The following is a 26,721-nucleotide window of genomic DNA, read 5'->3' as shown; positions in this document are numbered from 1 at the left end:
TCCTCCCCCACGTCTCCTTTGGAAAGACTGCCAGAAATCGGGTCGGCATACAACCAGCCAGTCACGTCTCCGCGCCGAACAGGTGCCGGCTCACGACGACGTGACCGCGAAGGAAGGCCGGCGGAAAAACCTATTCCACCGTCACCGATTTGGCGAGGTTGCGCGGCTGATCGACATCCGTCCCCATGAAGACGGCGGTATGATAGGCAAGCAGCTGAATCGGCAGCGAGAAGATGATCGGTGCAATGATCTCATCGACGACCGGCAGCGTAATCGTCGCCATTGTCGGCAATGTCGAGGCGGCAGCTCCGGCTTCATCCGTGATGAAGATGATCCGACCGCCACGCGCCGCCACTTCCTGCATGTTGGAAACGGTCTTGTCGAAGAAGCGGTCATGCGGCGCGATGACGATAACGGGCATGTTCTCGTCGATCAGGGCAATAGGACCGTGTTTCAGTTCGCCAGCCGCATATCCCTCGGCGTGGATGTAGGAGATTTCCTTCAGCTTCAGCGCGCCTTCCATGGCGAGCGGGAAGCTGGTGCCGCGACCGAGATAGAGCACATCCTTGAACTTCGATATCTCGCGCGCCAGGCTTTCCATCTGCGGCTGGATGATATTCAGGACATTGGCCATGATGCGCGGCATCTCGACGAGATGCCGCACCATCTCCTGTTCATCGGCAGCGCTGACCGTACCGCGAGCGACACCCGCGCCGATCGCCAGCGAAGCAAGAACCGCAAGCTGGCAGGTGAAGGCTTTCGTCGAGGCAACGCCGATCTCGGGACCGGCCATGATCGGAAACACGGCATCGGACTCGCGCGCAATGGTCGATTCCTTGACGTTGACGACCGCACCGATTTTGAGGCCGTGATCCCGGCAATAGCGCAGCGAGGCCAGCGTATCGGCCGTCTCGCCGGATTGCGAGATGAACAACGCCGCCTGCGATGGCAATAATGGCATTTCGCGATAACGGAATTCGGAGGCGACGTCGATTTCGACCGGCAAGCGCGCATAGCGCTCGAACCAGTATTTGCCGATCAGGCCGGCAAGATAGGCCGTGCCGCAAGCGGAGATCGCCAGGCCGGAGACGCTGCCGAAATCGATTGCCGATGCGCCTGGGCGAACGCGATGGCTGGCAAAATCCACGTAGTGGCTCAGCGCGTGGGAGATGACCTCCGGCTGTTCGTAGATCTCCTTCTCCATGAAGTGACGATGGTTGCCCTTGTCGACCACATAGGCGGTTGCCTGCGAAATCTGCCGCGGCCTGCTCACCTCATTTCCGTTGAAATCGAGAATGGTCGCGCCGGCATGGGTGACGATCGCGCAGTCGCCGTCGACGAGATAACTGATCTCGTTGGTGAAGGGCGCAAGCGCGATTGCATCCGAGCCGAGGAACATCTCGCCCTTGCCGTAACCCACGGCAAGCGGCGGGCCAGAACGCGCCGCTATCAGCGTGTCGGGATCGTTCTCAAACATCACGGCCAATGCATAGGCACCGGTTACGCGGTTCAGCATCTTCAGCATTGCGGCGCGTGGCTCGAGACCTTCGCGGATATGGTTAGCGAGCAGGTGTGCAACCACTTCCGTGTCCGTCTGCGAAGCAAATACCTTGCCTTCGGCCTTCAGCTCCTCGCGCAGTTCGGAGAAGTTTTCGATGATGCCGTTATGGACGACGGCAACGCCTTCCACGAAATGCGGGTGGGCATTGGTCTCGTTCGGAACGCCGTGCGTTGCCCAGCGCGTATGGGCAATGCCTGTCGTACCGGGCAGAGGATCCGTCTCCAGCCGCTTCTCCAGATTGAAGAGCTTTCCTTCCGTGCGGCGGCGATCCATCACGCCGTCATGGATCGTCGCGACGCCGGCTGAATCATAACCGCGGTATTCGAGGCGCCGCAGCGCGTCCACCAAGCGGTCCGCTACAGGCTTCGTTCCGACGATCCCAACAATGCCGCACATACAACTCTCCGTCTGGCCTCAAATATGAGGGCGAGTCCTAATCATTCCTGCAATTTTCTCAATGCCGTAACGGTCACTTTCGATTTCGGACCGTTACGCCCGCGGCCCAAAGATTTAGCGATCGCTCTTCTTCGCTGCCTTGACGGCGAGCGCCCGCTCGCGCAAGGCCTTGGCACGTTCCGGCTTGATTTCCTGGCGTGCACGGCCGAAGGCCAAGGCTTCAGCCGGAACATCATCCGTGATGACGCTGCCGGAAGCAATATAGGCGCCGTCTCCGATGCGAATGGGCGCGACCAGCGCGGAGTTGGACCCGACGAAGGCATTGGCGCCGATATGGGTCTCGTATTTGTTCACCCCGTCATAGTTGCAGGTGATCGTGCCGGCACCAATGTTGCTGGCAGCGCCGATCGTCGCGTCGCCGATATAGGTCAGATGATTGACCTTGGCGCCCTCACCGATCTTGCCGTTCTTGACCTCGCAGAAATTGCCGACCTTTGCGCCGCGAGCGAGGTCCGCACCAGGGCGCAGCCTTGCAAATGGCCCGACGGTAGCACCCGCGCTGACATGCGCGCCCTCTATATGCGAGAAGGCGTGGACGATCGCGCCGCCTTCGATGAACGCACCCGGGCCGAACACGACATTCGGCTCGATCAACGCATCCTGGCCGATAACGGTATCGTAGGCCAAAAACACGGTCTCTGGCGCAATCATGGTGACGCCGGACAGCATCAGCTCATGCCGGCGCCGCTCCTGCCAGAGACGCTCGATGAAGGCGAGTTCGGCGCGGTTGTTGCAGCCTGTCATCTCGACTTCGGGCGCATCGACGGCCACGGCGCGGCCGCCCAGCGAACGGGCGATCTCGACGAGATCGGTGAGGTAGTATTCGCCCTTGGCATTATCGTTGCCGATGCGGTCGAGCAGATCGAGCGCCTTGCGGCCGTTGATCGCCATCAGGCCGCTATTGCACCAGGTCACCGCAAGCTCGGCGTCCGTTGCGTCCTTTGCTTCGCGGATCGCAATCAATTCGCCATCCTTGACCAGCAACCTGCCATAGGCATTCGGATTGTCCGTGTGAAAGCCGATGACGACGACATCATTGCCTTCGGCCAGCCCCTGGCGGGCGGCGCGAAGCGGCGCGTCGGTCAGTAGGGGCACATCGCCGTAGGCAACGAGAATATCGTCGTATCCCCTGGCAATCGCTTCGCGCGCCGCCAGCACGGCGTGACCGGTGCCGAGGCGCTCCTTCTGCAGATAGGATTCGACCGCGATGCCGCCGATTGACGCTGCGGCACTCACCTCATCGGCATTGCGCCCGACAACCAGCGCCGCCGCCGAAATATCCGTCTTGGCGATCGCCTCCATCACGTGCGCGATCATCGGGCGACCGGCAATCGGATGCAGAACCTTCGACATCGACGATTTCATACGGGTACTGTCGCCGGCGGCGAGGATGATGGCGAGGCAGGTACGTTCCATTTCGGGCTCCGAGATATACGATCAGGCGTTGCCCGCAGACGGGCACAGTCCCTCTCATAGCAACTAGTCGAGCGGCGAACTACGGCGAAATTAAAGACAGGCGTCAGGCCTGGGCAAGAGCGGCAAAACCTTCGAGGACGTGCTGACGTCCATCGATGATAACAAACTCCATGGCCTTATGCGCGGCCGGGCCGTTCCGTGCTGCGATGGCATCGACGATCGCCATATGCGTGTCGGCAATGTTGGCGAAGCCATTGCTGGAGGGAGGCGCGCTCATGCGGAACATGCCGACCAATGCCGCCTCGATGAGCCCGCCGAGCGAGCGCATGAACGGGTTCTGCGACGCTTCGGTGATTGCCAGATGGAAATGCAGGTCGGCAACGGCCAGGCTGTCCGACGTATGATGTGGAGCAGCCATGGAGGCTGCGAGCCGACGCAGGAGATCAATGTCCTCGCGGCTGGCCCGCTCCGCTACCAGGCTGGCGGCGAAGGGCTCGAACGCCATGCGTATATCATAGAGGTGGAGAAGGAACTCCTTGTTGACCCCGCTCTCGAAGTGCCAGTTAAGGACTTCATTATCGAACATGTTCCAATGAATTCTCTCGGTGACGCGAGTGCCGACTCGCGCACGGGGCACGACCAGTCCCTTTGCCGCAAGGGTCTTCATGCTCTCGCGCAGAACGGTACGGGATACCTTGAAACGCTGCAGAAGCTCGCCATCGCCAGGAAGAATGCTACCGATCGGAAAAGCGCCTGACACGATCGCCTTGCCAAGATCGTCGACGACCTGGGCATGGCTCGTTCGCGTCTTTCTCTCGGGTTTTCTGGTATCAAGCATTCGGCTGCGCAAGCATTCTGTCCTTCCCTCAGACGTACCGTCGATTGAAACGGGAAAGCAGCAGAAGGCTCTTCTGCATCAGAATAAATGCAAACAGCAATAAGCCGATCAATATCTTCGTCCACCAGCTGGAAAGCGTTCCATCGAAGGTGATGTAGGTCTGAATCAGGCCCTGTATGAGAATTCCGATGAGTGTCCCCCCGACGAACCCCGCTCCTCCCGTCAGCAGTGTTCCGCCTATGACCACGGCAGCGATGGCGTCAAGCTCAACGCCAACTGTGGCAAGCGAATATCCAGCCGATGTATAAATCGAAAAAACGATTCCGGATAGACCAGCGAGAAAGCCCGACAAAGCGTAGATCCGGATCGTCGTACGGCCGACAGGAACGCCCATGAGTTGGGCCGTCGGCACGCCGCCGCCCAAAGCATAGACATTGGCGCCGAAACGGGTGCGGTGAGCCAGGACGACGCCGCCGGCGAAGACGAGCAACATGAGGCCGCCGATCAGCGTCAGCCGGCCGCCACCGGGCATCAGCCAACAGAGATCGTTCAGTTGCGAATAAAAATCGTGTTCGATCGGAATGCTGTCGATGGACAGCACGAAGGCGAAGCCCCGCGCCAGAAACATGCCGGCCAGCGTCACGATGAAAGGCGGCATGCTGAGATAGTGAATGATGGCACCCATGCCGGCGCCAAAAATCGTCGTGATGACAAGAGCAAGAACGAATGCGATCAACGGATGGATCGCCGTATCGCGCAGAATGACGGCCAGGAAAACACCGGTAAAGGCAATGATCGAGCCGATGGACAGATCGATGCCGCCCGAGATGATGACGAAGGTCATGCCTACGGCGGCAATTCCTAAAAATGCGTTATCGGTCAACAGGTTGCCCACCACCCGCGTCGACAGCATATTCGGATACTGCGTCACGCAGGCGATATAGGCCAGAATGAAGATGAGGATCGTCGCAAGCAGCGGAAGATATTTCGAATTCACTTTGCCTGCTCCTTTTGCACCATCTGCCCCTCGTCTCGGCGACGCCAGAAGAATGACGTGGCGGATTGAACCGCCGGAGACTGGATGACCAGAATGACGATAACGATAATCGCCTTGATCACCAGGTTGAATTCCGGCGGAAAGCCGGAGAGCAGGATGCCTGTATTGACCGATTGAATGATCATTGCGCCGATCAGCGAACCGACGATGCTGAAACGACCGCCGAGCAGCGAATTGCCGCCAACCACGACCGCAAGGATCGCATCCAGCTCAAGCCACAGACCGGCATTATTGGCGTCCGCACCCTTGATGTCGGCCGTAACGATGATACCCGCGATGGAGGCACAAAGGCCGCTCAATGCGTAAACCGCAATCAACAGAACCGGGGTCCGGATACCGGACAAGGTGCTTGCCCGGCGATTGATGCCGATGGCTTCGACCAACATTCCGAGAGCCGTCCGCCGGACCAAAGCGATCACCAAAAGAGCAGCGACAAGCCAAATCACCACCGGCATCGGCAGGGCAACGAACGAGCCGCTGCCAAGAAAGATAAGTCCGTCATTGTTGAAGGTGAGGATCGCGCCCTCAGTGATCAATTGCGCGATGCCGCGGCCTGCCACCATCAGCACCAGCGTTGCGATGATCGGCTGGATATCGAGTACGGCGACGAGGAAACCGTTCCAGAGCCCACATGCCAGCCCGACGCCGATCGTCGACATCAGCGTATAGGAAAGCGAGTAGCCGGCAACGATCGAGGATGCCGCAACGGCACCGCAAATCGCAATGACCGCGCCGACGGACAGATCGATGCCTTTCGTGGCGATGACCAGCGTCATGCCGATGGCGAGCAGCGCTACCGGCGCACCACGATTGAGTACGTCTATCAAGCTTCCGTAGAGTCTTCCATTCTGAACTTCCAGATGAAAGAAATGCGGGAACATTATGAAATTCAAGAGAAGAATAACCGCGAGTGCAATGAGCTGAGGCATCAGCCGAAGCAAGGAGGTTTTGATTGGCGAGCTCATGCGTCCTCCCGCGTCTTTTGAGCCGTGGCGATGGCCTCGACGATATTTCCGGCCGTGATCTCACTTCCGGCCAACTCGGCAATATGTTCGCGGTCACGCAGGACGATGACGCGCGAACTATAGGCGACAAGCTCCTCAAGTTCGGATGAAATGACCACCAGGGACATTCCCTGCCGGCAAAGATCCTCGATCAAGCGGATGATTTCCGCATGGGCACCGACATCGATGCCGCGCGTCGGCTCATCCAGGATGAGGAAGCTCGGATTGGTCGCCAGCCATCGCGCAAGGATTGCCTTCTGCTGGTTACCGCCTGAAAGGAGCCTGATCGGCTTTTCGCGGTCGGTCGTGCGGATATCCAGCGCCTTGATGTAGCGATCGGCGATGGCGTTCTGCTCGCTGCGCGGCAAGGGCCTTGCCCAGCCCCGCCTTGCCTGCAGCGCCATGACGATATTTTCGCGTATCGAGAGATCACCGATGATCCCATCGGTCTTGCGGTCTTCCGGGCAAAAGCCGAAGCCACTCTTGATCGCCGCACGCGGACTGGAAAGCGTAATAGTCTTGCCTTCGATCTTCGCCTCGCCGCTGTCGGCGCGCTCGACGCCAAAGAGCACTTCGGCGGTCTCCGTCCGCCCTGAGCCAAGCAGGCCCGCAATGCCCACAACTTCGCCGACGCGCACCTCCATGTCGAAAGGCTTGATCTTGCCGCGCTTGCCGAAATTCGTGAAGTGATATCTGACAGGGCCGCTTTCCGTCTCGCTCTGCTTTATCGTACTTTCCGTCTCGGCGAGTTCGCGGCCAAGCATCATGGCGATCAGAGTCTGCCGCGGAAGACCGTTCGCATCGCGCGTGCCGACCAGCCGGCCGTTGCGGAGAACGGTAATACGATCGCAGATTTCGTAAACCTGCTCTAGGAAATGCGTGATGAAGACAATTCCCAGCCCGCGCTGTTTCAATCGCTTGACGATGCCGAACAGCATCTCGACTTCATGCGTATCCAGGCTCGCAGTGGGCTCATCGAGAATGAGGACCTTGCCGGAAAGATCGACCGCGCGGGCGATGGCGATCACCTGCTGAATGGCGACCGAAAAGCGATCGAGCTGGCGGCTGACATCGATATCCAGGCCATATTGTGACAGCAGATCTCTGGCCATCTTATTCATGACGCGGCCGCTGACCATCCCGAACCGCCGCGGCTGGCGGCCCAGAAACAAGTTTTCCGCGACGCTCAGATTGGGCAGCAGGTTCACTTCCTGGTAGACGGTTCCGATACCGAGCTTCTGAGCGGCAAGCGTATCATGCGGATCGATCTCGGCCCCATCGAGCACCAGAGTACCCGCATCGCGGCGATAGGCGCCGGTCATGCATTTGATCAGGGTCGATTTTCCGGCACCGTTCTCGCCGAGAAGCGCATGGACCTCGCCGCGCATCAATGTGAAATCGACATGATCGAGAGCGGTCGAACCGGGGAAATATTTACAAAAACCTGTCGCCGTCAGAAGTCGCTCTACGTCGTGAGCCATGAAGCGCGAATTTCCTTGGAATGAATCAAATTGCGAAAGCGATAGCCGGCGCATTCCGTGGGTGCGCCGGCATCTTGCACAAGATATCGCACCGGCGCGACATTGCCGATCCGGTGCGATGGGCTTTCGTCTTAGTAGCCGAGGTCCTTCTTCTGCTCGTAGACCTTCTGCGGATCATCCGCCTGGGTATAGAGCTTGGATTCCGTCTGGATCCACTTCGGCGGCTCTTTCTTTGTCTTCAAATAGGCATCGAGCGCGTCGAAGGCAGGACCAGCCATGTTCGGCGTCAGCTCAACGGTTGCGTTCGCCTCACCGGCAGCCATGGCCTTGAAGAGATCCGGAACCGAATCGATCGACACGGTCAGGATGTCCTTGCCCGGCTTCAGGCCAGCTTCCTTGATCGCCTGAATAGCGCCGACGGCCATATCGTCGTTATGGGCGTAAAGCGCGCAGATATCCTTACCGCCGTTTTCAGCCTTCAGGAAGCTTTCCATGACTTCCTTGCCCTTGGCGCGGGTGAAATCGCCGGTCTGGCTGCGAACGATCTTCAGGTTGTCGTGACCCTTGATGCCTTCCTCGAAGCCCTTCTTGCGGGCGATGGCCGGCGAGGAGCCGGTCGTGCCCTGCAACTCGACGATATTGCACTTCTTGTCGCCGACCGTCTTTACGAGCCATTCACCGGCGACCTTGCCTTCATGAACCAGGTCGGACGTGACAGCTGTCAGATAAAGGTCCTTCGGTGCAGCAACCGTGCGGTCAAGCAGAATGACCGGGATCTTGGCTTCCTTGGCTTCCTTCAGGACAGCATCCCAGCCGGTCTCGACGACCGGTGCCAGCAGGATCGCATCGACGCCCTGCGCGATGAAGGACCGGATCGCCTTGATCTGGTTTTCCTGCTTCTGCTGCGCATCGGCGAACTTCAGATCGATGCCGCGCTTCTTGGCTTCCTGCTTCGTCAGGGTCGTTTCGGCCGCACGCCAACCAGACTCCGAACCGATTTGCGAGAATCCGACGACCAGGTCTTTAGCCGATGCCGATGTGAACATGCAGGCAGCGAGAATCGTAGCACTAACGAGTGCGGTCTTAAATTTCATGATTATCTCCCAAAGGCCATCTCCTGAGGCCACGGTCAAAAAATCATATAGTAATACTTTTGTAAATCGACATTCGATGATGCAACGCAACAAAAAAGGGCGCTGGAGACGCCCTTTTTCAACTTTACCTATTTGGTCGCGATTACTTGGAAGCCGGCAGCTTGTCGTCCACGCCTTCAATGTAGAAGTTCATGCCGAGCAGCGTGCCGTCATCGGCCTTTTCGCCGGCCTTCAGCCAGGGCGTACCGTCCTGTTTGTTGATGGGGCCGGTGAAGGGAGCAAGCTCGCCCGACTTGATCTTGGCTTCGGTTTCCTGAGCCATCTTCTTCACGTCGTCAGGCATGTTCGTATAGTCGCCCATCTTCAGGATGCCGTCCTTCAGGCCGTCCCAGCTCTGTTCGGACTTCCACGTGCCATCGAGCAGCGCATGAACGCGCTTGGAGTAGTAGTTGCCCCAGGTGTCGACGATGGCGGTCAACTGCGCCTTCGGGCCAGCCTTGATCATGTCGGAAGCCTGACCGAAAGCATGGATGCCGCGCTCTTCAGCCACCTGCATCGGCGCCGTCGTATCGGTGTGCTGCGTCAGGATATCGACACCTTGGTCGACCATGGCCTTGGCGGCATCGGCTTCCTTGCCCGGGTCGAACCAGGTGTTGACCCATACCACCTTCAGCTTGAAGCTCGGATCGATCGAACGGGCGCCCTGTTCGAAGGAGTTGATACCCATCACCACTTCCGGAATCGGGAAGGAAGCGATGTAGGCGGCACCATGATTCTTCGATGTCTTGGCGGCGATCTGGCCGAGGATATAGCGGCCTTCATAGAAGCGCGAGTTGTAGGTCGCGAGATTCGGGCCACTCTTGAACCCGGTCGCATGCTCGAACTTCACCTTCGGGAACTTGGCGGCAACCTTGACGGTCGCGTCCATGAAGCCGAACGAGGTGGAGAAGATCAGCGAGCAGCCAGAACGGGCAAGACGCTCGATGGCGCGCTCGGCATCCGGGCCTTCCGGCACGTTTTCGAGATAGGGCGTCTCGATCTTGTTGCCGAATTCCTTCTGGATCTGCTGACGGCCGAGATCGTGCGCCTGCGAATAACCGCCATCCGTATGCGAGCCGACATAGACGAAGCAGACCTTGGTCGGCGCCGCTTCAGCAGCGGCCGCAAAGCCGACGATGGCGGCGGCTGTCGTGGCGAGGGCGAGTGCTAGTTTCTTCATGGTTACCCCTGTTGGTTTGACACTATGAAATCCGTCCGGTTCCTGGCTTCAGCGTTCCGGAACGAAGGCCTTGCCGAGCGACGCTGGCGTGTTGATCAAGGTCGCGCGGCGATTTTGAGAGATGATGACGAGAACCACAATAGTCGATGCATAGGGCAGCATCGACAGGAACTGCGAGGGAATGCCGATGCCGAAGCCCTGCGCATGGAACTGCAGGATCGTTACGGCACCGAAGAGATAGCCGCCAGCCATGACGCGCATCGGCCGCCAGGACGCGAAGACCACCAGTGCCAGCGTTACCCAGCCACGGCCGGCAGACATGTTCTCGACCCATTGCGGCGTGTAAACGAGCGACAGCTGCGCACCGGCAAGCCCGGCGCAGGCACCGCCGAACATGACGGCGAGGTAGCGCGTGCGAATGACGTCGATGCCAAGCGCATGAGCCGAGCCATGGCTGTCACCCACGGCGCGCAGCTTGAGGCCGGCACGACTGCGGAACAGGAACCAGTTGACGCCGATCAGCAGCGCAATCGAGAGATAAAAAGTGAGATCCTGCTTGAACAGTACCGAGCCGATCAACGGAATATCCGACAGAAAGGGGAAGATGATTTCGCGCAGCTGCACGCCCGGCACGCTGACATAGCCCTCGCCGATCATGCCGGAAAGGCCGAGGCCGAGAATGGTCAGCGCCAGGCCGGTCGCGACCTGGTTCGTCACCAGCGTCAGGGTAAGGAAGCCGAACAGCAACGAAAACAGCGCGCCCGCGATAATGCCGGTCAGCAAGCCGACATAGGGTGATCCGCTCATCTGCGCCCCGACGAAAGCGGCGACCGCACCGATGATCATCATGCCTTCGACACCAAGGTTGAGCACGCCCGAGCGTTCCACCACCAGCTCGCCGAGGCCGGCGATGACAAGCGGCGTCGATGCGGTGATGATGGTGAGCAGGATGGCTTCAAAGACACTCATGCCGCACCTCCCCGAACCCGCGACCAGACCAGGCGGATCTTGTAGTAGATCAGCGTGTCGCAAGAGAGCACGAAAAATAGCAGCAGGCCCTGGAAGACGCTGGCCGCTTTGGCGGAGATACCCGGCGACAATTGCGCCGCCTCGCCGCCGAGATAGGTCAGCGCCAATACGAGGCCAGAGAGAATGGCTCCGAGCGGATTGAGGCGCGCGAGGAAGGCGACGATGATGGCGGTGAAACCGTAGCCCGGCGAGATCGCCGGCTGCAGATGGCCGATGGAACCGGAAACCTCGGATATGCCGGCCAATCCCGCCAGCGCACCGGAGAAGAGGAAGGCAAACCAGACCATCTTCCTCGAGGAGAAACCGGCAAAGCGCCCTGCCCGCGCCGATTGGCCGAGTACCGTTATCTCAAAGCCCTTCAGCGTATATTTCATCAGGAACCAGGCAAGGATCGCCGCGACCACTGCAAAGACGATGCCCCAATGCGCCCGCCCGGAATCTTCCCATATCGCCGGCAGCACCGCTTCCGGGGCAAAATCGATGCTCTGCGGGAAATTGTGACCTTGGGGATCGCGCCATGGCCCGCGCGACAGCCAATCCAAAAAGAGCTGCGCGATATAGACCAGCATCAGACTTGTCAGGATCTCATTGGTATTGAAATGCGCCTTCAGGAGCGCCGGAATGGCAGCATAGAGCGCGCCGCCGACGGCGCCGGCGAGCAGCATCAGAGGCAGGATCAACGGCGAGTGCCAATCGGTGAAGACGATCGGGATGAAGGATCCAGCGACAGCTCCCATGGTGAACTGGCCTTCCGCGCCGATATTCCAATTGTTGGAGCGGTAGCAGAGGCAAAGGCCGACGGCGATCAGAATCAATGGCCCGGCCTTGATCGCCAGTTCGTGCAGCGACCAGACCTCCAGCAGAGGCTCGACAAAGAAGGCATCGAGCGCCTCGACAGGATCCTTGCCCATGACGGCGAACATGATGGTGCCGGCGATCAGCGCCAGGACGAGGGCTAGCAACGGCGACAGGAAGCCGAACAGCTTCGAGACCTGCTGGCGCTTTTCAAGTTCAATGCGCATGAGCAGGCTCCGAATGCGTCTTGGATTCATGCAGGCCGCCCATCAGCAGGCCGATCTTTTCGCGGGTCAGCTCACCTGCCGGATAGGACGGCGACAGCCGCCCTTCGGAGATCACGGCGATATCGGTCGCGACCTCGAAAATCTCATCCAGGTCCTGGCTGATGACGAGCACGGCCGAACCGTCGCGGGCAAGATCAACGAGTGCCTGGCGGATGCGACTTGCGGCGCCCGCGTCCACGCCCCAGGTCGGCTGATTGACGACGAGAACGCTCGGCTGACGATCCAGCTCGCGGCCGACGATGAACTTCTGCAGATTGCCGCCGGAGAGCGCGCCGGCGGCCGGATCCTCGCCGCTCTTGCGCACATCCATCGCCTCGCAGATCCGCTTCGTCGCCTGCTTGACCGCCCCATGCCTGATGATGTTGAGGAAGCGCCCGCTCAGAAACGCCTTGCGATCCGACTGATTGCGGGCGAGCACGAGATTGTCGGAGAGCTTCAATGCCGACACGGCGGCGTGACCATGGCGCTCTTCCGGCACAAAACCGGCGCCCAGCAGCCGGCGCGCATTGATGCCCTTGGCTCCCACCGCCTTGCCGCGCAACTGGACGAGATTATCCGATGCAACGGTGTATTCACCTGAAATGACATCGAACAGCTCGCCCTGGCCATTTCCGGCGACACCGGCAATCGCCAGCACCTCACCGGCACGCACGCGCAGGGAAACATCCTTCAGCGACATGGCAAAGGGGGTTCGCGCCGGCGCCGAAAGGCCCGCGACTTCCAAGAGGATATCCCCTTTCTTGTCCAGGCCTTCATGATGCACGCTCGCGACATCACTGCCGACCATCATGCGAGCAAGCGAGCCCGTCGTTTCCTGCCGCGGATCGCAGGCGCCTGTCACCTTGCCATGGCGCAGCACGGTGGCGCGCGAACAGATGCGCTGCACTTCCTCCAGCCGATGGCTGATGTAGAGCACCGAGCGCCCCTCGTCTCTCAGCTGGAACAGCGTCTCGAACAGCCGGTCGGCCTCCTGCGGCGTCAAAACGGAGGTTGGCTCATCAAGAATGATCAGCTTCGGATTCTGCAGAAGCGCGCGGACGATCTCGATGCGCTGGCGTTCGCCAACCGAAAGATCGGCGACATGCGCATTCGGATCGAGCGGCAGGCCATAGGCACGCGAAAGCTTTGCGGCTTCCTCGGAAATTTTTGCGAGCGGGATATTGCTGTCGAGCGAAAGGGCAATATTTTCCGCGACGGTCAGCGCCTCGAACAGGGAAAAATGCTGGAACACCATGCCGATGCCGAGCTTGCGCGCTGTGCCGGGCGCATCGATCAAAACTGGCTGTCCCTGCCAGATAATCTGCCCATGCGACGGCTCGAGCACGCCGAACAGCATCTTCACGAGTGTAGACTTGCCTGCGCCGTTCTCGCCGAGGAGAGCGTGAATTTCCCCTAGCTGAATTTCAAGATCGATTTCGTTGCAAGCCGCAAAACTGCCGAACAGTTTCGTCAATTTGCGAACCGACAATAGCGCACCGGTTGCCGGCGCATCAGATGACGACACGTTCCCCTCATTTCCTTCCCACCGACCTGTCCTTTACGGATCTATGGGATCAGTAGTGTAGTTCCACTCGTTTTCCTGGCTTCCAAATCCGCGTGTGCGCGCCCTGCATCAGCAAGCGGATAAGTCTGATGAATATTGATACGCACTTTGCTGCTTTGCACAACAGCAAATAACGCGTTCGCACTGGCTCTCAACTCACCAGGTGTACCGACATAGGCAAAGAGGCTTGGTCGCGTGGCGAAAAGCGAGCCCTTCTGATTGAGGATGGCGAGGTTGAAATTCTCGATCGGGCCGGACGATTGGCCGAAGGTGACCCACATGCCGCGCGGCTTCAGGCAATCGAGCGAATGCGGAAACGTGTCCTTGCCAACCGAGTCGTAGACGACATCAACACCCTTGCCACCGGTGATCTCCCGAACGCGATCGGCGAAATTCTCCCTGCTGTAGTCGATGACGTGGTCGTAGCCATGCGCCAATGCCAGCTCGACCTTTTCCGCGGAACCGGCCGTGCCGATGACGGTGCCGGCTCCGAGAGCCTTGGCCCATTGGCCGGCGATCAAGCCGACGCCGCCGGCAGCGGCGTGAAACAGCAAAGTCGTTCCCGGCCCGACCTTGAAGGTGCGGTTCAGCAGATATTCGGCCGTCATTCCCTTCAGCATCATCGACGCGGCGGTTTCGAGCGGGATATCGTCAGGCACCTTCACCAGATGGCGCGTCTCGATATTGCGCTCGACGCTGTAGGCGCCGTCGCTGCCGACATAGGCGACGCGGTCGCCTACGGCAAAATCGGTCACGCCGGGGCCGACTTCCGTGATCGTGCCAGCGGCTTCCTTGCCGAGCGGCAAAGGAAAATAGGGCGCCTTGTACAGACCGGAGCGGAAATAGACGTCGATAAAGTTAAGGCCGATTGCGGCGTGGCGGATCTGCACCTCACCCGCGCCCGGAGGCGGCAGCTCCACCTCCTCCAGCTTCATGACATCGGGACCGCCATTTTCATGGATGCGGATGACCTTGGTCTTCTTCATGATGCGCAATCCTCAGTGACGTCCGAGGGACGGGAAAAACTGCAGCACGGCTCCGATACAATAAAGATAAATGCCGCTGATGATAAAGAGAAAAACGGCCCATTGCGGCATGACAAAGTGCATCAGCAGCGAATAGACGCCGAGTGCCGACCAGAAAAGAAATATGCCGAGGTTCAGCGGCCGCAACCGCTTGACGCGCACGGGATGCAGGAAATTGATGGGCAGGAAGGTCAAGACGACGGAAACGCCGACGAGGATCATGGCCGTCGTCGCGCTGGCATCGATGACGAAGAGCGTGAAGATCACCATATTCCAGACGACCGGAAAACCGGAGAAGAAATATTCGTCCGTCTTCATGCCGGTATCCGCATAGTAGATGGCGCTGGAGACGACGATCATGCCGGCCGCGACGAATGACCAGGGCTCGCCGATCATGCCGCTTTCATAGAGCGCGAAGGCCGGTAGCAGCACATAGGTCACGTAGTCGATGATGTTGTCGAGCGTATCGCCGGACCAATTGGGAAGGACTTCCTTCACGCGAACCTTGCGCGCGATCGGTCCGTCGATGCCATCGACCAGCAGCGCCAAGCCAAGCCACCAGAACATGTCGACGAAACGATGTTCGGACGCTGCGACGACCCCGAGAAAGGCCAGAAACGATCCGGATGCCGTCAATATATGGACGGAGAAAGCACGCATCTCCGCGTAAGGCACCCGCTTGTAATTGAAGATTTTCATCCGCCCCGTGACTCGCCTGCTTATGCGCCTGCCCCCGGCAGGCGGTTTTTTCGCTAATATGCATCCTTTGGTTTGCACCGCCAGCACAAAAGCGTCGATCCCGGCACGCTAGCGCGACTTACTGTCATTTTCACCCATTGCGATGTTTCATCCCATGGATTTCAACAGGCTAAGCGCTTATTTTCAGGACAAGAGATAATTGAGGCATCGATATGAAGCAGATTGAAGTGGCCGTTATCGGCGGTGGCCTGGCCGGCATGATTACGGCATTCGCGCTCGCGCGCGGCGGAAGATCCGTCGCCCTTGTCGCCGCACCGCATAACAAGGCCGACAAGCGGACGACGGCGCTGATGGATCAATCGATCCGCTTTCTGGAGCGCCTGACGCTATGGGAAAGGATCGCGCCTTCGACCGCGGCGCTGACCACGATGCGCATCGTCGACGGCACTTCGCGGCTGCTGCGTGCGCCCACCGTCTCGTTCCGATCGTCCGAGATCGGACTGGACGCCTTCGGCTACAATATTCCGAATGCCGTCTTGCTCGACAATCTCGGTGAAGCCATCGAAGCGGAAGGCAATATCAGCCGCATCGAAGCCACTGCTTCCGAAATCGCCTTCCGCGATGACGGCGTCACGATCACTCTCGACAACGGCGATTCGATCGAAGCCGCCTTCGTCATCGGCGCCGATGGCCGCAACTCGATGGTGCGCGAAACGTTGGGGATCAAGACCAAGGGCTGGTCCTATCCGCAATCGGCCATGGTGCTGAATTTTGCGCATAGCCTGCCCCATCAAAACATCTCGACGGAATTTCATACGGAAAGCGGTCCCTTTACGCAGGTGCCTCTGCTTGGCCGGCGCTCCAGCCTCGTCTGGGTTCAGAAGCCGGCGGAAGCGGCCGCCAATGCCGAAAAGTCACTCGAGGAGCTTGGCCGATTGGTCGAGGAGCGAATGCAATCGATGCTCGGCCAGGTCACGATCGAGGATAGCGTGCAGGTCTGGCCCCTTTCCGGCATGACCGCCTATCGTTTCGGCAAGGGCCGCGCCGCGCTGATCGGCGAAGCAGCCCACGTCTTTCCGCCGATTGGCGCCCAGGGGCTCAATCTCAGCCTTCGCGATATATTGGCGTTGTCGGACATTCTCTGCTCGCGCGCCGACCAGCCGATCCCGGCGACATCGGGCGATAGTTTCGATCGCAAGAGGCGCGCAGACATCATCAGTCGGACGGCGAGCGTAGATCTCCTCAATCGCTCGCTGCTGTCGGATTTCCTGCCCGTGCAGATGCTGCGGGCCGCCGGACTGCATGTGCTTTCCGCCATTGCTCCGCTCCGCAATATCGTCATGCGCGAGGGCATCGAACCCGGCGGCAGCCTGCGCAATTTTCCGTCGATACTACGGGAAAAGCTGCGCCGGTAAGGCGCCCGACTTTATCAAATAGAGAACGAGGGAAACCGTCACCACGGAACATACCGTGGTGATCAGGATGGTGGCGGATGCCCGCTCCTGCCAGACGCCGTATTGCTGGCCGATGACGAAGACATTCGTTGCCGTCGGCAGTGCAGCCAAAAGGACCGCCGCTTCGATCCAAATAGGATCGAGGCCGCCGACAGCTTGCAGAACGATATAGACCACAAGCGGATGCAGGATGAGCTTCACCGGCACGATATAGCCGATCTCGACCGGAATCCGTTTCAGCGGGCGCAATGCAAGCGTCACGCCCATGGCAAATAGCGCACAAGGCGCAGCCGCTTGCGCGAGATAATTGACAAATCGCTCGAAGGCGATCGGCTGATGCAGCGAAAACGCAGCCACGACGAAACCAAGCGCGGTCGACAGGATGAAAGGGTGCAGCAACACCTTGCCGGCGATATCCGCGGCAAGCCGCCATGGGGAACGCTTGTCGCCACCTTCCAGCGCCATCAGCGCGGGTGCGACGATGAAATGCAGCGCGTTTTCGAAGCAAACGATCAGCGCTACGGGAACGGCCGCCCTTTCGCCGAGGGCCAACAGCGCAAGTCCCGGCCCCATATAGCCGATATTGCCATAGGTGCCGGCGAAAGCCTGGATCGTGCTATCGGCAAGCGAATTGCGGCGCAGGAAGCGACCGACCAAAAACAGCAGCAGGAAAATCAGATAGGTCGCGGCGATATCAGCAGCGATGAAGTCGATCCGCGTCAGCTGTTCAATCGATGTCTGGGACACGAGCTTGAAGAACAGTGCCGGCAATGCGGCATAGATGATGAAGGTATTCAGCCAGCCGAGCGCCTCCGCCGGCTGTTTCGTAACGCGTGCAGCGACGTAACCGATCAGGATCAGTCCGAAGAATGGCAGCAGCAGACCAACAATATCAGCCATGGGGATCAGCCATCGGGCATGCTCCATCTGCCGGGGAAAATGAAGGCGAAAGGTGTCGCCCGACTTAGCCGATTTTCATCAGGATTGGAAAGGTCTGCTGAAACCAGATCGCCATATCGCTGATATAGCCAAAGATGAAGGCGAGACCGGTGAGCACCAGAAGCCCTCCCATGACCTTTTCGACCGTGCCGAGATGGCGGCGAAAGCGCGAGAGAAAGCTCATGAATGCGCCGGAAAAGCCGGCGGCGATCCAGAAGGGAATGGCAAGGCCCAGCGAATAGACCGCCAGGAGACCGGCACCGGCGCCGACCGTCTCACGCGATGCGGCGATGCCGAGGATGGCGCCGAGAACCGGGCCGATGCAGGGTGTCCAGCCGAAGGCGAAGGCAAGCCCCATGATATAGGCGCCCGTCAACGTCGCCGGCTTGCCGCCGCTCTGGAAGCGGGCCTCGCGGGCCAGAAGGCCGATGCGGAAGACGCCGAGGAAATTCAGCCCCATAATGACGATGATGAGACCGCCGATCTTGGCGAGGATATCCAGATGCTGGCGCAGCAGCAGCCCGATGGAAGAGGCGCCGGCTCCGAGCGCAACGAATACCGTGGCAAACCCCAAAGTGAAAAAGAGTGCCGACATCAGCACATTGCCGCGAACGTTCGGCGCCACTGCGACAGCCGCGCCGCCGCCGCGAAACTGCTCGACCGAGATGCCCGCCATATAGCAGAGATAGGGCGGCACAAGCGGCAGCACGCAGGGCGAAAGAAACGAAAGCGCTCCAGCGAGCAATGCACTCAGAAGCGAAATATCGGCAAGCGACACGATGGACTCCGGCTATGTCATTCCGATCCCTTCCTAGCGGCGCGGGTATCGGAAAGCCAATCACCTTTTCGCGCGGGCTCGGCGTCTTGCCTTAAAGTTGACGGAATTGAGAAACGCGCGGCCACCCGTAAAACCTCAGTTTTTCCCGGGTTTTCCGGGCGCGAACAACGGTTGCGACGCTGCCCAATGAACGAATTGCTTTTGCAAAAATATTGGTCCAAGCTGTTGATGTTCGTCGAACAACGTACATTCCACCCCAGCTAGTCAGCGGAGGAAAAGCCCCCATGAGAATTGCTACTATGTTCACGACTGCAGCCTTTGTCGCACTCTTCAGCGTAAGCGCGATGGCACAAACGGCAACGACCCCCAGCACTACGACAACGACCACGCCCAGTGCAACGACGTCGACTCCATCGGCGACCACTACGATGAAGCCGAAGGCAATGAAGCCGGCTCAGACTGCCGTGTCCAAGGCATGTTCGACCCAGGCCGACGCCAAGGGTCTGCATGGAAAAGCGCGCGCCAAATTCCGCAGCGACTGCAAGAAGAACGGCGGTAAGGTCTAAGGCCAAATACGTCCTACGCAACGATCAACTTTGTCGTTGAAATGGCGGTGGAGTTGATCGTTGCGATAGGTTCGTCACCTCGCACCATAAGACGGGCAGACGCGATATAAAAACACCGTACGTCTGAGCGCTGTAGCGGCGGCAATGTTTTGCAACAGATGAGACAAACAGCAGAAACCCGCTGAAATTACAACTTCTTCCTGTCCGATCGAATCAATGGACGGAGCAGGAAATTGAAACCAGCCATAAACCCTCCCCCTTCTGAAGCGATGCCGCATGCCAATTATCTTGCGGCCTGTCTTTTTGCCCTTGAACCCTCCCTCGAAAGCTTGGTGACCGCGGCGGCGAAATCGGGTTGGAAGCGGGCTTATGTTCTCCTCGCAATCATGGCTCTCGTCTTGGATGACGACGACACCACGATGTCACCAGTGCAGCCAATGCATTCGTGATCGGCAGAGTACGAGGTGGCTGCGGAGGCGCCGTCGGCCAATCGAATGCGGCAGAGCCGCCATAGGCAACGCCTTTGCGGCCATCGAAGCAGTGACCCGCAAAGGGTCACTCCTTCTTGGGCTCGAGTTCCCTCGTTGCCGGATCGACCTTGCCGTCGGCGAGCCTGTTGCGAGGATCGGCAACGAGCTTGGCCTTATCCTTCGTTGCGCGAGCTGGATCATGTGCCTTGCTGTGCTGAATCTTCGCCAGCGCCTGCTTATCTTCGTTTCCGTCCCGCGGATCATGCGACCGATCGTTTGCCAAGATATGTCTCCTCTTTGTCGGAAGGGAAACTCGGTCGATTCGATTCCGTTCCAAGGAGGCGGTGGGCGTCACTATCCGGCGATTGTCCAAATCCGCAGCCGGCGCGGCCTTAAGGACGCCGAAACAATAAAGCGCCATACTTTTAGCGACATTAGATATAAGAATACGACAGTCGATACGAAACGAATCATGAATTCCAGCGTTTAAGCGTCACTGCTAGGTGGAGGAACGTGATCATGACGGCGATCGAAAGAAAGAAGTTCGCAAGGCTTGTTATGCTGATATTGCTGCCAATCTTCGGCGGCTTGACGGCGGTTGCGATCGTAGCGCTCTCGGCAATCGCATAGGTGCCTGCCAGTTTGCTCATCTTGAAGAACCCTGCAGAGCCGATCTCAATGCAAGACCGCCTATCCAAGCCTCATGAGCAGTCGTGGCTATCGACCGAAAACGAGTAATCCCTGCCCTTCAGCTGATAGATGTAATTTGCCAGCAAGGCTTCGCCGGAGCTGAATTTCGGCAGGAGGAAGTCGCACAGGTCGGCAAGCTGGGCGGATTTGACGAGAGGGGGATCGAAATTCTCGTCATCATCATCCAGATCATAGAAATAGCTGTAGATCTGGTCTGTAAGATCTATTTTCGTCAGAGTGGTTTTCTGATCGACTTTCCTGGGCAGATCCTTGTTGGCGAAGATCACCGGATAGCGCTCCGCGAGATAGGGAATCACAATATGCTCTGTGACCGACGTCGTGATCGCGACACCGGCCAGCGGCAGCACCCTCGCCGCAATCGCAAACCTCTTTCCCGCAATCAGCCCGAATATAATCCCGAGGGAACCCAGCAGCCCGCAAACGATTGCATAGATTTCCCATAAGGACAGATCTGCAACGAATTCCATCATCCGCTCGTCGTCTTTACCAGCCATCATCTTGATCAGTTTACCTTACTACCCGATCGGCGGTCTTCACCAGCCATTTCGACACAAACGACATCAACAACCTGTGCGTTATGCAATCTCGCAAGAGACGTTTTTCCGGCTCACCGCCCCGTTTCGTCACATGGAGACGAGGAAAAGCATCTTCAGGGCATAACAACTTCTATTTTATGGGTTGACCGCAACAGGGCGTCTGCATATGTTCCGCGCACTTCCAGCCGAGGCAGTATCTGCCTGCGGAGAGGGAGAGCGTAGCTCAGTCGGTAGAGCAACTGACTTTTAATCAGTAGGTCATGGGTTCGAATCCCATCGCTCTCACCAGCGGATTCTTGTCCATACCGGAGACATGGGTAACAGTTTGTCCCTAAGACATGGGTGACAACCTCGTGCCGAACGGATTGTCGATGGTTTGCAAAGTCCTCTGCTCCAAGTCGATATCGCCCAGATCATAGCGCATGAAACTGACAAGCCGAATGCCCTAGGCAAGGCAGCCGATTCTCATCGGCGCAAACAACCGTTACAATTTCCCTTAATAATCAGGGTTGCAAAGATCGATTCCATCGGATCGCCATCGGCAACAGTTGGGGTGCGAATCGTTTTTGGTGTATATCAGTTATTGTTAACAACCTGTCGGGCCCTCAGGAGGTTCTTTTATGGAAGACGCAAACGTAGGTTGGATTGCAGCAATTATCATCGGCGGCTTGGCTGGCTGGTTCGCCGAGATGATCATGAAGAGCAACACCGGCATAGTCATGAACATTATCCTTGGCATCGTTGGCGCGCTCGTCGCCAGCTGGCTGTTCCGTGCCCTCGGCATTGCGCTGCCGTTCCATGTATGGCTGAATTATCTGGTCACCGGCTTCATCGGAGCCTGCATCCTGATCTTCGTCGGCCGACTGATCAGGCGGTAACCACATAGCGGGCTGATACGTCCGAATCGGGAAGAGGAAAAGGGAAGGCGGGATATCCCCGCCTTCCCTTTTTGTTGCATGAACAGCGCCCAGCATGCGCGGCGGTTGCCATGACATGTAAAAATCCGGATATGAGAACCCAAGGAGCCGATCCTCACGATCACAATGCGCTTCGAGGCCTTTCCAACCCCCAGCTTGGCGCTATCTACCAAGATGGAACCGAAAGGAGGTTGGAAACATGACGGAAAACGCCAATCGGACAACCACGCGAAAAGTCATTCGAGGCCGCCCTTACAGCATTGCTGAATTTGCGCGGAAATATCGTCTCGACGACGCGGAAGCAAAGCGCCTCTTCTATAAGTTCGGACCATCATCGACGGAGCTGGATCTGCTCATGGCAGCGAAACGGAAGCCGCCGACCCTTTCCACGGCAATCGGCCCATGATGAGCGGCTCTTTCCGTTAGGCGCGAATTGCCGCTAGACGGTCGACTTTCTCATGGCGGTCCGGATCATCGAAGCACATGCGCGGGTAAGGAAGGCAGACTGAATGCGATACTGATATATCACTATCGGTTGCCTTCGATGACGCCAGGTGACACTCTGCGCCATCCATGCACATGCCGGAAACCGCGCCGAATGCAGAATTCGCTTAGCCACCTCGCCTATCTCGCGCTCGAATACTCGATCGTGACGCTTGAGCTGAGGCCAGGTACCCTCGTTACCGAGAAACAACTGATCGAGATGGCAGGCCACGGGCGAACCCCGGTGCGCGAGGCGATCCAGAAGCTTGCCTGGCAGGGACTGATCCATGTGCGGCCCCGCGTCGGCCTGCAGATTGCGGAGATCCGCCCCGAGGACCATCAATTTGTCATGCAGGTCAGGCGCGAGTTGGAGCCGATCGCGGCGGCGCTCGTTGCCACCCATGCAGGTCCGCAGCAGCGTGAGCAGTTGCGGGAATGCGCGCGTCTGATGACGGAATGTGCGATTACAAACGACCTGCCCGGCTTTTTCGCCGCCGACAAGACGTTCGATGAGATTCTGGAAGCCGCCTGCCCCAACAACTTCATTACGGCAGCGCTCGGACCAGTCCAGACGCATGCGCGCCGGCTCTGGTATTCCACGGGAACGCATGATCGCATGGGCAAGGCGATAACCATGCATGTTCAGGCAATAGACGCGATCCGTAACGGCGATGCCGATCATGCGCGCGCCGCCATGGCCTCACTTATCGATCATCTCAGCAGCCCATGAAAAAGACGGCTTCGTCGCCGAAACCGCCTCTCCTTCTGCATACCGGCAATTCGTCTAGCCGACAAAAGCGCGTTCGATCACGAACTCGGCCGGATTGTTGTTGGCACCTTCATTCAGGCCGGCTTTTTCGAGCAGGATCTTGGTGTCCTTCAGCATGGCGGAGGAACCGCAGATCATGCCGCGATCGATCGCGGGATCAAGCGGAGGCACGCCCAGATCGCTGAAAAGCTTGCCATTCCCGATGAGATCAGTGATGCGGCCCTGGAAGGGGAATTCCTCACGGGTAACAGTCGCATAGTGGCGTAGCTTGTCGCCGACGACTTCACTCAGGATTTCGTCGTTGCGGATTTCCTCGACGAGGTCGAAGCCGTATTTCAGCTCGGCGACATCGCGCGTCGTGTGGGTGAGGATGACTTCCTCATACTTCTCATAGGTTTCCGGATCGCGGATCAGGCTCGCAAACGGCGCGATGCCAGTGCCGGTCGAGAACATGTAGAGCCGGCGGCCGGGCGTCAGAGCGTCCAGAACCAGCGTGCCGGTCGGCTTCTTGCGCATCAGCACTTCGTCGCCGGGCTTGATGTTCTGCAGGTGCGAGGTCAGCGGACCGTCCGGCACCTTGATGGAAAAGAATTCGAGCTCGTCGGCCCAGGCGGGGCTTGCGATCGAATAGGCGCGATAAAGCGGCTTGCCGTCGACCATCAGGCCGATCATGGCAAACTCACCGGAGCGGAAGCGGAAGCCTTGCGGCCGGGTCATAGTGAAGCGAAAGAGCCGGTCGGTATAATGCGTAACGCTCAGCACCTTCTCGGCGAAGACGCCGGCGGGGATTGCTGAAGCAAATTCATCTGATTTGGCGGGGGCGTTCATTCTATCTCGGATCCCGTATCTGTCTTACGCGTTTTTTCCTGGCAGGCTCATTTGGCGACGCTGATATTATAATATAGCCGGTATTGAAAGGCATTCCATTCCATCAGGCAGCATGGGACTGAAATATGTCTATTTCAGTCAGGATTCCAACTCACCGACATTACACATGCTGATAGACTTAAATACGGCAATCCGACACCGTCAAATTGCCGCAACAGCGAGCCAGCGATTTCAGGCCGACTTAGCCGGTAATCGCCGCCAGCTATAGGCCTGCCCGCCTTCTGCGCGGCGCGCGGTCGGCTGATAGTAGTGCGGAATGGCCGGCAGTCGGTTCTCCGACAGGCGCTTCAGCGCCGTCTCATTGGTCACGGCGAAACTATCGATGCCGACACGCAGCATCAGAGGTACCTGGTCGATCAATACGTCGCCGACGGCCCGCAGCTCATTGGCATAGCCGAGACGCTGGCGCAGCAGCGAGGCATGACTGAAGGCGCGGCCATCGCTGAAGGCCGGAAAGGCGACGGCGACAATGTCGAGCCGATCGAGATAGGGCTGCAGCCGGGTCACATCGTCAGCCGGTCTGATGACGACGCCGAGGCCCGCCTCATTGCTTTCTTCCGCCTTTGCGATCAGCGCATCGAGGCCGAGCAGCGGCTTCTGCATCTCGGTCGCCTTGACCTCGTCGGTCTCGATCACCCACGGATCGTTTTCCACGAAGCCGGTTTCTCGCCAGATCTTGGTCATAATCGATCTCCTTAGGCTGCTTCGGCTGACGAGGACGCGCCGTAGAGCGCGGTCTTGAACGGCTGCGGCCCGACGCGGCGGTAGGCGGCGAGGAAGGTTTCGGAAGGATCAAGCCGAAGGCCGAGATAGGTATCGACAATGGTCTCGATGGCATCGGTCACCTTGTCGGGCTCGAAGCCGCGGCCGATGATCTCGCCAATGGAGGTGTTCTCGTCGCCGGAGCCGCCGAGCGTGATCTGATAGAGTTCCGCGCCCTTCTTCTCGACCCCAAGCAGACCGATGTGACCGACATGATGGTGGCCGCAGGCATTGATGCAGCCGGAAATCTTGATCTTCAGCTCACCGATCTCAGCTTGGCGCTCGGCCGAGCCGAAGCGCCTGGAAATCTCCTGCGCGACCGGAATGGAACGCGCATTGGCAAGCGCGCAATAATCGAGACCGGGACAGGCGATGATGTCCGTGATCAGGCCGGCATTCGCCGTCTCCAGGCCGATGGCGACAAGGCCACGATAGACGGCTTCGAGATCGGCCAGTGCAACGTGCGGCAGGATGAGGTTCTGCTCATGGCTGACGCGGATTTCGTCGAAGGCATATTCTTCGGCAAGATCAGCCACGGCTTCCATCTGCGCATCCGAGGCGTCGCCCGGAATACCGCCGATCGGCTTCAGCGAGATCGTCACCATGCCGTAATCAGGGTTCTTATGCGGCTGCACATTCTGCTGCACCCAGCGGGCAAATGCCGGATCGGCCTTCTTCCAGCGCGCCAGGCTTTCCCAGCCTTCAGCGCGCTCAGGCAGCGCCGGCGGTGCGAAATAGGCGGAGATCGCCTGGACATCGGCTTCCGGCAGCTTCAGTTCGGTATCCTTGAGCTTGTCGAACTCGACTTCGACCTGACGTGCCAGTTCCTCTGCACCGGTTTCATGCACGAGGATCTTGATGCGCGCCTTGTACTTGTTGTCGCGGCGGCCATGCAGATTGTAAACGCGCATGATCGCCGTCGTGTAGGACAGGAGATCCTCTTCCGGCAGGAAGTCGCGGATGAGCTTGGCAACGAGCGGCGTGCGGCCCTGCCCGCCCCCGACATAGACTGCAAAGCCGATCTCACCCTTATCGTTCTTTTTCAGATGCAGGCCAATATCATGCACCTGAATGGCCGCGCGATCGCGCTCGGCACCGGTGACGGCGATCTTGAACTTGCGTGGCAGGAACGAGAATTCCGGGTGAACGGACGACCATTGCCGCAGGATTTCGGCATAGGGCCTGGGATCGGCGACTTCGTCGGCCGCAGCGCCGGCGAAATGGTCGGCGGTTACGTTACGAATGCAATTGCCCGAGGTCTGGATGGCGTGCATCTCGACGGAAGCGAGATCGGCCAGCGCGTCCGGCATTTCGGACAGTTTCGGCCAGTTGAACTGCAGATTCTGGCGCGTGGTGAAGTGGCCATAGCCACGGTCATAGGTGCGGGCGACATGGGCGAGCATGCGCATCTGGCGCGAACTCAGCGTGCCATAGGGAATGGCGATGCGCAGCATATAGGCATGCAGCTGCAGATAGACGCCATTCATCAGGCGCAGCGGCTTGAAAGCATCTTCGGAAAGCTCACCCGAGAGGCGTCGTTCCACCTGATCGCGGAACTGGGCAACCCGTTCCGCAACAAAGGCGTGGTCGAATTCATCGTAACGATACATGACTTCCTCGGGACTTCTCAGACTGCAATGAAATCGGGATCGGCCGCGGCATAGCCCGGCGCATATTCCATGGTGGGGCCTTCGGCGCGGATGCGCTCGCGCAGGCGCAGCGGCCAGAGCTTGCCGCCGGTTTCCTGAACGTCGACCAGATTGACGTCGACGACCTTGTTGTCGGCATAGGCCTGCTTGCCGATCGCTTCCAATGCGGCTTCCGCTTCGGCGTGACGAGCGACCAGCGCCTCCTGCAGCGATGTCACCCACTCACCATTTGCGTTCAGCCAAACGGCGACGCCATCGGTGAGCCGGTTTGCGGTCAGAACCTTGTCGACCATCA

The 26,721-nt window shown here is 58.9% G+C and carries 27 protein-coding genes and 1 tRNA gene; 6 read left to right on the top strand and 22 right to left on the bottom strand.

All coding sequences use genetic code 11. The features are described 5' to 3' along the window. Nucleotides 1-130 precede the first annotated feature (130 nt). The 13 genes from glmS to pcsA form a co-directional block, all read right to left on the bottom strand. Nucleotides 131-1,957 (bottom strand): glutamine--fructose-6-phosphate transaminase (isomerizing), encoded by a 1,827-nt coding sequence (gene glmS, locus FP026_RS27100; protein WP_149637664.1) that lies wholly within the window; start codon nucleotides 1,955-1,957, stop codon nucleotides 131-133. Nucleotides 1,958-2,071: 114 nt separating this feature from the next. Continuing rightward, nucleotides 2,072-3,433, bottom strand: a complete 1,362-nt coding sequence (gene glmU / locus FP026_RS27095; RefSeq protein WP_149637663.1) for a bifunctional UDP-N-acetylglucosamine diphosphorylase/glucosamine-1-phosphate N-acetyltransferase GlmU — start codon at nucleotides 3,431-3,433, stop codon at nucleotides 2,072-2,074. 103 nt (nucleotides 3,434-3,536) lie between these two features. Further along, complete coding sequence (locus FP026_RS27090; protein ID WP_432444157.1) at nucleotides 3,537-4,271, bottom strand: FadR/GntR family transcriptional regulator; 735 nt, start codon at nucleotides 4,269-4,271, stop codon at nucleotides 3,537-3,539. A gap of 28 nt (nucleotides 4,272-4,299) precedes the next feature. Further along, complete coding sequence (yjfF, locus tag FP026_RS27085) at nucleotides 4,300-5,268, bottom strand: galactofuranose ABC transporter, permease protein YjfF (RefSeq protein WP_149637661.1); 969 nt, start codon at nucleotides 5,266-5,268, stop codon at nucleotides 4,300-4,302. Beyond that, nucleotides 5,265-6,293 (bottom strand): ABC transporter permease, encoded by a 1,029-nt coding sequence (locus FP026_RS27080; RefSeq protein ID WP_149637660.1) that lies wholly within the window; start codon nucleotides 6,291-6,293, stop codon nucleotides 5,265-5,267. The genes yjfF and FP026_RS27080 overlap by 4 nt, the downstream gene beginning before the upstream one ends. Beyond that, nucleotides 6,290-7,813, bottom strand: a complete 1,524-nt coding sequence (ytfR, locus tag FP026_RS27075) for a galactofuranose ABC transporter, ATP-binding protein YtfR (protein WP_149637659.1) — start codon at nucleotides 7,811-7,813, stop codon at nucleotides 6,290-6,292. Before ytfR ends, FP026_RS27080 begins: the two co-directional genes overlap by 4 nt. 131 nt (nucleotides 7,814-7,944) lie before the next feature. Then, entirely contained in the window at nucleotides 7,945-8,907 is a 963-nt protein-coding gene (ytfQ, locus tag FP026_RS27070) for a galactofuranose ABC transporter, galactofuranose-binding protein YtfQ (protein ID WP_149637658.1), read from the bottom strand. 142 nt (nucleotides 8,908-9,049) lie between these two features. Continuing rightward, the gene (locus FP026_RS27065) at nucleotides 9,050-10,126 is read right to left on the bottom strand and encodes a BMP family ABC transporter substrate-binding protein (RefSeq protein ID WP_149637657.1); all 1,077 of its coding nucleotides are present in this window, start codon (nucleotides 10,124-10,126) and stop codon (nucleotides 9,050-9,052) included. Nucleotides 10,127-10,174: 48 nt separating this feature from the next. Beyond that, nucleotides 10,175-11,095 (bottom strand): ABC transporter permease, encoded by a 921-nt coding sequence (locus FP026_RS27060; protein WP_149637656.1) that lies wholly within the window; start codon nucleotides 11,093-11,095, stop codon nucleotides 10,175-10,177. Further along, complete coding sequence (locus FP026_RS27055) at nucleotides 11,092-12,177, bottom strand: ABC transporter permease (protein WP_149637655.1); 1,086 nt, start codon at nucleotides 12,175-12,177, stop codon at nucleotides 11,092-11,094. The genes FP026_RS27060 and FP026_RS27055 overlap by 4 nt, the downstream gene beginning before the upstream one ends. Then, on the bottom strand, nucleotides 12,167-13,741 hold the full coding sequence (locus tag FP026_RS27050; protein WP_149637654.1) for an ABC transporter ATP-binding protein: 1,575 nt from the start codon (nucleotides 13,739-13,741) through the stop codon (nucleotides 12,167-12,169). The genes FP026_RS27055 and FP026_RS27050 overlap by 11 nt, the downstream gene beginning before the upstream one ends. A 41-nt stretch (nucleotides 13,742-13,782) precedes the next feature. Beyond that, on the bottom strand, nucleotides 13,783-14,766 hold the full coding sequence (locus FP026_RS27045; RefSeq protein ID WP_149637653.1) for a quinone oxidoreductase family protein: 984 nt from the start codon (nucleotides 14,764-14,766) through the stop codon (nucleotides 13,783-13,785). Between the two features lie 12 nt (nucleotides 14,767-14,778). Continuing rightward, entirely contained in the window at nucleotides 14,779-15,504 is a 726-nt protein-coding gene (gene pcsA / locus FP026_RS27040) for a phosphatidylcholine synthase (protein WP_149637652.1), read from the bottom strand. Between the two features lie 212 nt (nucleotides 15,505-15,716). Between pcsA and FP026_RS27035 the strand changes: the two genes are divergently transcribed. Next, entirely contained in the window at nucleotides 15,717-16,919 is a 1,203-nt protein-coding gene (locus FP026_RS27035) for a UbiH/UbiF family hydroxylase (protein WP_149637651.1), read from the top strand. On the opposite strand, the gene FP026_RS27030 is transcribed toward FP026_RS27035, so the two are convergent. Together FP026_RS27030 and FP026_RS27025 are read right to left on the bottom strand one after the other, a co-directional pair. After that, entirely contained in the window at nucleotides 16,896-17,858 is a 963-nt protein-coding gene (locus FP026_RS27030) for an AEC family transporter (RefSeq protein WP_149637650.1), read from the bottom strand. The genes FP026_RS27035 and FP026_RS27030 overlap by 24 nt on opposite strands. A 64-nt stretch (nucleotides 17,859-17,922) precedes the next feature. After that, the gene (locus FP026_RS27025) at nucleotides 17,923-18,675 is read right to left on the bottom strand and encodes a cytochrome c biogenesis CcdA family protein (protein ID WP_149637649.1); all 753 of its coding nucleotides are present in this window, start codon (nucleotides 18,673-18,675) and stop codon (nucleotides 17,923-17,925) included. Nucleotides 18,676-18,959: 284 nt separating this feature from the next. Here FP026_RS27025 and FP026_RS27020 point away from each other — a divergent pair, with 284 nt between their 5' ends. Next, a complete protein-coding gene (locus FP026_RS27020; RefSeq protein WP_149637648.1) occupies nucleotides 18,960-19,241 on the top strand; it encodes a PsiF family protein in 282 nt (93 codons plus the stop codon). Nucleotides 19,242-19,796: 555 nt separating this feature from the next. On the opposite strand, the gene FP026_RS27015 is transcribed toward FP026_RS27020, so the two are convergent. The 3 genes from FP026_RS27015 to FP026_RS27005 all read right to left on the bottom strand — a co-directional run bounded on the left by FP026_RS27015 (nucleotide 19,797) and on the right by FP026_RS27005 (nucleotide 20,889). Continuing rightward, nucleotides 19,797-19,994 carry a hypothetical protein gene (locus tag FP026_RS27015; RefSeq protein WP_149637647.1) on the bottom strand — a complete coding sequence of 66 codons (198 nt, stop codon included), beginning with the start codon at nucleotides 19,992-19,994 and terminating at the stop codon, nucleotides 19,797-19,799. Between the two features lie 187 nt (nucleotides 19,995-20,181). Next, nucleotides 20,182-20,361 (bottom strand): hypothetical protein, encoded by a 180-nt coding sequence (locus FP026_RS27010; RefSeq protein WP_149637646.1) that lies wholly within the window; start codon nucleotides 20,359-20,361, stop codon nucleotides 20,182-20,184. Nucleotides 20,362-20,412: 51 nt separating this feature from the next. Beyond that, nucleotides 20,413-20,889 (bottom strand): hypothetical protein, encoded by a 477-nt coding sequence (locus tag FP026_RS27005; RefSeq protein WP_246665465.1) that lies wholly within the window; start codon nucleotides 20,887-20,889, stop codon nucleotides 20,413-20,415. Nucleotides 20,890-21,170: 281 nt separating this feature from the next. On the opposite strand from FP026_RS27005, the gene FP026_RS27000 reads away from it, so the two are divergent. From FP026_RS27000 to FP026_RS26985, 4 genes are all read left to right on the top strand, one after another. After that, nucleotides 21,171-21,246, top strand: a tRNA-Lys gene (locus tag FP026_RS27000). 332 nt (nucleotides 21,247-21,578) lie between these two features. After that, nucleotides 21,579-21,836 (top strand): GlsB/YeaQ/YmgE family stress response membrane protein, encoded by a 258-nt coding sequence (locus FP026_RS26995; protein WP_149637645.1) that lies wholly within the window; start codon nucleotides 21,579-21,581, stop codon nucleotides 21,834-21,836. Between the two features lie 238 nt (nucleotides 21,837-22,074). Then, the gene (locus FP026_RS26990) at nucleotides 22,075-22,281 is read left to right on the top strand and encodes a hypothetical protein (RefSeq protein ID WP_149637644.1); all 207 of its coding nucleotides are present in this window, start codon (nucleotides 22,075-22,077) and stop codon (nucleotides 22,279-22,281) included. Nucleotides 22,282-22,473: 192 nt separating this feature from the next. Beyond that, complete coding sequence (locus FP026_RS26985) at nucleotides 22,474-23,088, top strand: GntR family transcriptional regulator (RefSeq protein WP_149637643.1); 615 nt, start codon at nucleotides 22,474-22,476, stop codon at nucleotides 23,086-23,088. Nucleotides 23,089-23,142: 54 nt separating this feature from the next. Here FP026_RS26985 and FP026_RS26980 read toward each other — a convergent pair whose 3' ends face one another. The 4 genes from FP026_RS26980 to FP026_RS26965 form a co-directional block, all read right to left on the bottom strand. After that, a complete protein-coding gene (locus FP026_RS26980; protein ID WP_149637642.1) occupies nucleotides 23,143-23,955 on the bottom strand; it encodes a ferredoxin--NADP reductase in 813 nt (270 codons plus the stop codon). Nucleotides 23,956-24,186: 231 nt separating this feature from the next. Further along, complete coding sequence (locus FP026_RS26975; RefSeq protein ID WP_149637641.1) at nucleotides 24,187-24,699, bottom strand: DUF934 domain-containing protein; 513 nt, start codon at nucleotides 24,697-24,699, stop codon at nucleotides 24,187-24,189. 11 nt (nucleotides 24,700-24,710) lie between these two features. Beyond that, a complete protein-coding gene (locus FP026_RS26970; protein ID WP_149637640.1) occupies nucleotides 24,711-26,387 on the bottom strand; it encodes a nitrite/sulfite reductase in 1,677 nt (558 codons plus the stop codon). A gap of 17 nt (nucleotides 26,388-26,404) precedes the next feature. Then, entirely contained in the window at nucleotides 26,405-26,719 is a 315-nt protein-coding gene (locus FP026_RS26965; protein WP_149637639.1) for a DUF2849 domain-containing protein, read from the bottom strand. Between the last annotated feature and the right edge of the window lie 2 nt (nucleotides 26,720-26,721).

It is taken from the genome of Martinezella tropici (assembly GCF_008370325.1).
Lineage (GTDB): Bacteria > Pseudomonadota > Alphaproteobacteria > Rhizobiales > Rhizobiaceae > Rhizobium > Rhizobium tropici_B.
The sequence above is the reverse complement of the archived record's forward strand: the minus strand, read 5'-3'. Positions and strand labels throughout refer to the sequence as shown.

Coding starts and splice junctions, on each gene's coding strand:
- glmS (WP_149637664.1), bottom strand. CDS start 1,957: ATGTGCGGCATTGTTGGGATCGTCGGAACGAAGCCTGTAGCGGACCGC.
- glmU (WP_149637663.1), bottom strand. CDS start 3,433: ATGGAACGTACCTGCCTCGCCATCATCCTCGCCGCCGGCGACAGTACC.
- FP026_RS27090 (WP_432444157.1), bottom strand. CDS start 4,271: ATGCTTGATACCAGAAAACCCGAGAGAAAGACGCGAACGAGCCATGCC.
- FP026_RS27080 (WP_149637660.1), bottom strand. CDS start 6,293: ATGAGCTCGCCAATCAAAACCTCCTTGCTTCGGCTGATGCCTCAGCTC.
- ytfR (WP_149637659.1), bottom strand. CDS start 7,813: ATGGCTCACGACGTAGAGCGACTTCTGACGGCGACAGGTTTTTGTAAA.
- ytfQ (WP_149637658.1), bottom strand. CDS start 8,907: ATGAAATTTAAGACCGCACTCGTTAGTGCTACGATTCTCGCTGCCTGC.
- FP026_RS27065 (WP_149637657.1), bottom strand. CDS start 10,126: ATGAAGAAACTAGCACTCGCCCTCGCCACGACAGCCGCCGCCATCGTC.
- FP026_RS27060 (WP_149637656.1), bottom strand. CDS start 11,095: ATGAGTGTCTTTGAAGCCATCCTGCTCACCATCATCACCGCATCGACG.
- FP026_RS27055 (WP_149637655.1), bottom strand. CDS start 12,177: ATGCGCATTGAACTTGAAAAGCGCCAGCAGGTCTCGAAGCTGTTCGGC.
- FP026_RS27045 (WP_149637653.1), bottom strand. CDS start 14,766: ATGAAGAAGACCAAGGTCATCCGCATCCATGAAAATGGCGGTCCCGAT.
- pcsA (WP_149637652.1), bottom strand. CDS start 15,504: ATGAAAATCTTCAATTACAAGCGGGTGCCTTACGCGGAGATGCGTGCT.
- FP026_RS27035 (WP_149637651.1), top strand. CDS start 15,717: ATGAAGCAGATTGAAGTGGCCGTTATCGGCGGTGGCCTGGCCGGCATG.
- FP026_RS27030 (WP_149637650.1), bottom strand. CDS start 17,858: ATGGCTGATATTGTTGGTCTGCTGCTGCCATTCTTCGGACTGATCCTG.
- FP026_RS27020 (WP_149637648.1), top strand. CDS start 18,960: ATGAGAATTGCTACTATGTTCACGACTGCAGCCTTTGTCGCACTCTTC.
- FP026_RS27010 (WP_149637646.1), bottom strand. CDS start 20,361: ATGAGCAAACTGGCAGGCACCTATGCGATTGCCGAGAGCGCTACGATC.
- FP026_RS27005 (WP_246665465.1), bottom strand. CDS start 20,889: ATGGAATTCGTTGCAGATCTGTCCTTATGGGAAATCTATGCAATCGTT.
- FP026_RS26995 (WP_149637645.1), top strand. CDS start 21,579: ATGGAAGACGCAAACGTAGGTTGGATTGCAGCAATTATCATCGGCGGC.
- FP026_RS26990 (WP_149637644.1), top strand. CDS start 22,075: ATGACGGAAAACGCCAATCGGACAACCACGCGAAAAGTCATTCGAGGC.
- FP026_RS26985 (WP_149637643.1), top strand. CDS start 22,474: ATGCAGAATTCGCTTAGCCACCTCGCCTATCTCGCGCTCGAATACTCG.
- FP026_RS26980 (WP_149637642.1), bottom strand. CDS start 23,955: ATGAACGCCCCCGCCAAATCAGATGAATTTGCTTCAGCAATCCCCGCC.
- FP026_RS26975 (WP_149637641.1), bottom strand. CDS start 24,699: ATGACCAAGATCTGGCGAGAAACCGGCTTCGTGGAAAACGATCCGTGG.
- FP026_RS26970 (WP_149637640.1), bottom strand. CDS start 26,387: ATGTATCGTTACGATGAATTCGACCACGCCTTTGTTGCGGAACGGGTT.
- FP026_RS26965 (WP_149637639.1), bottom strand. CDS start 26,719: ATGGTCGACAAGGTTCTGACCGCAAACCGGCTCACCGATGGCGTCGCC.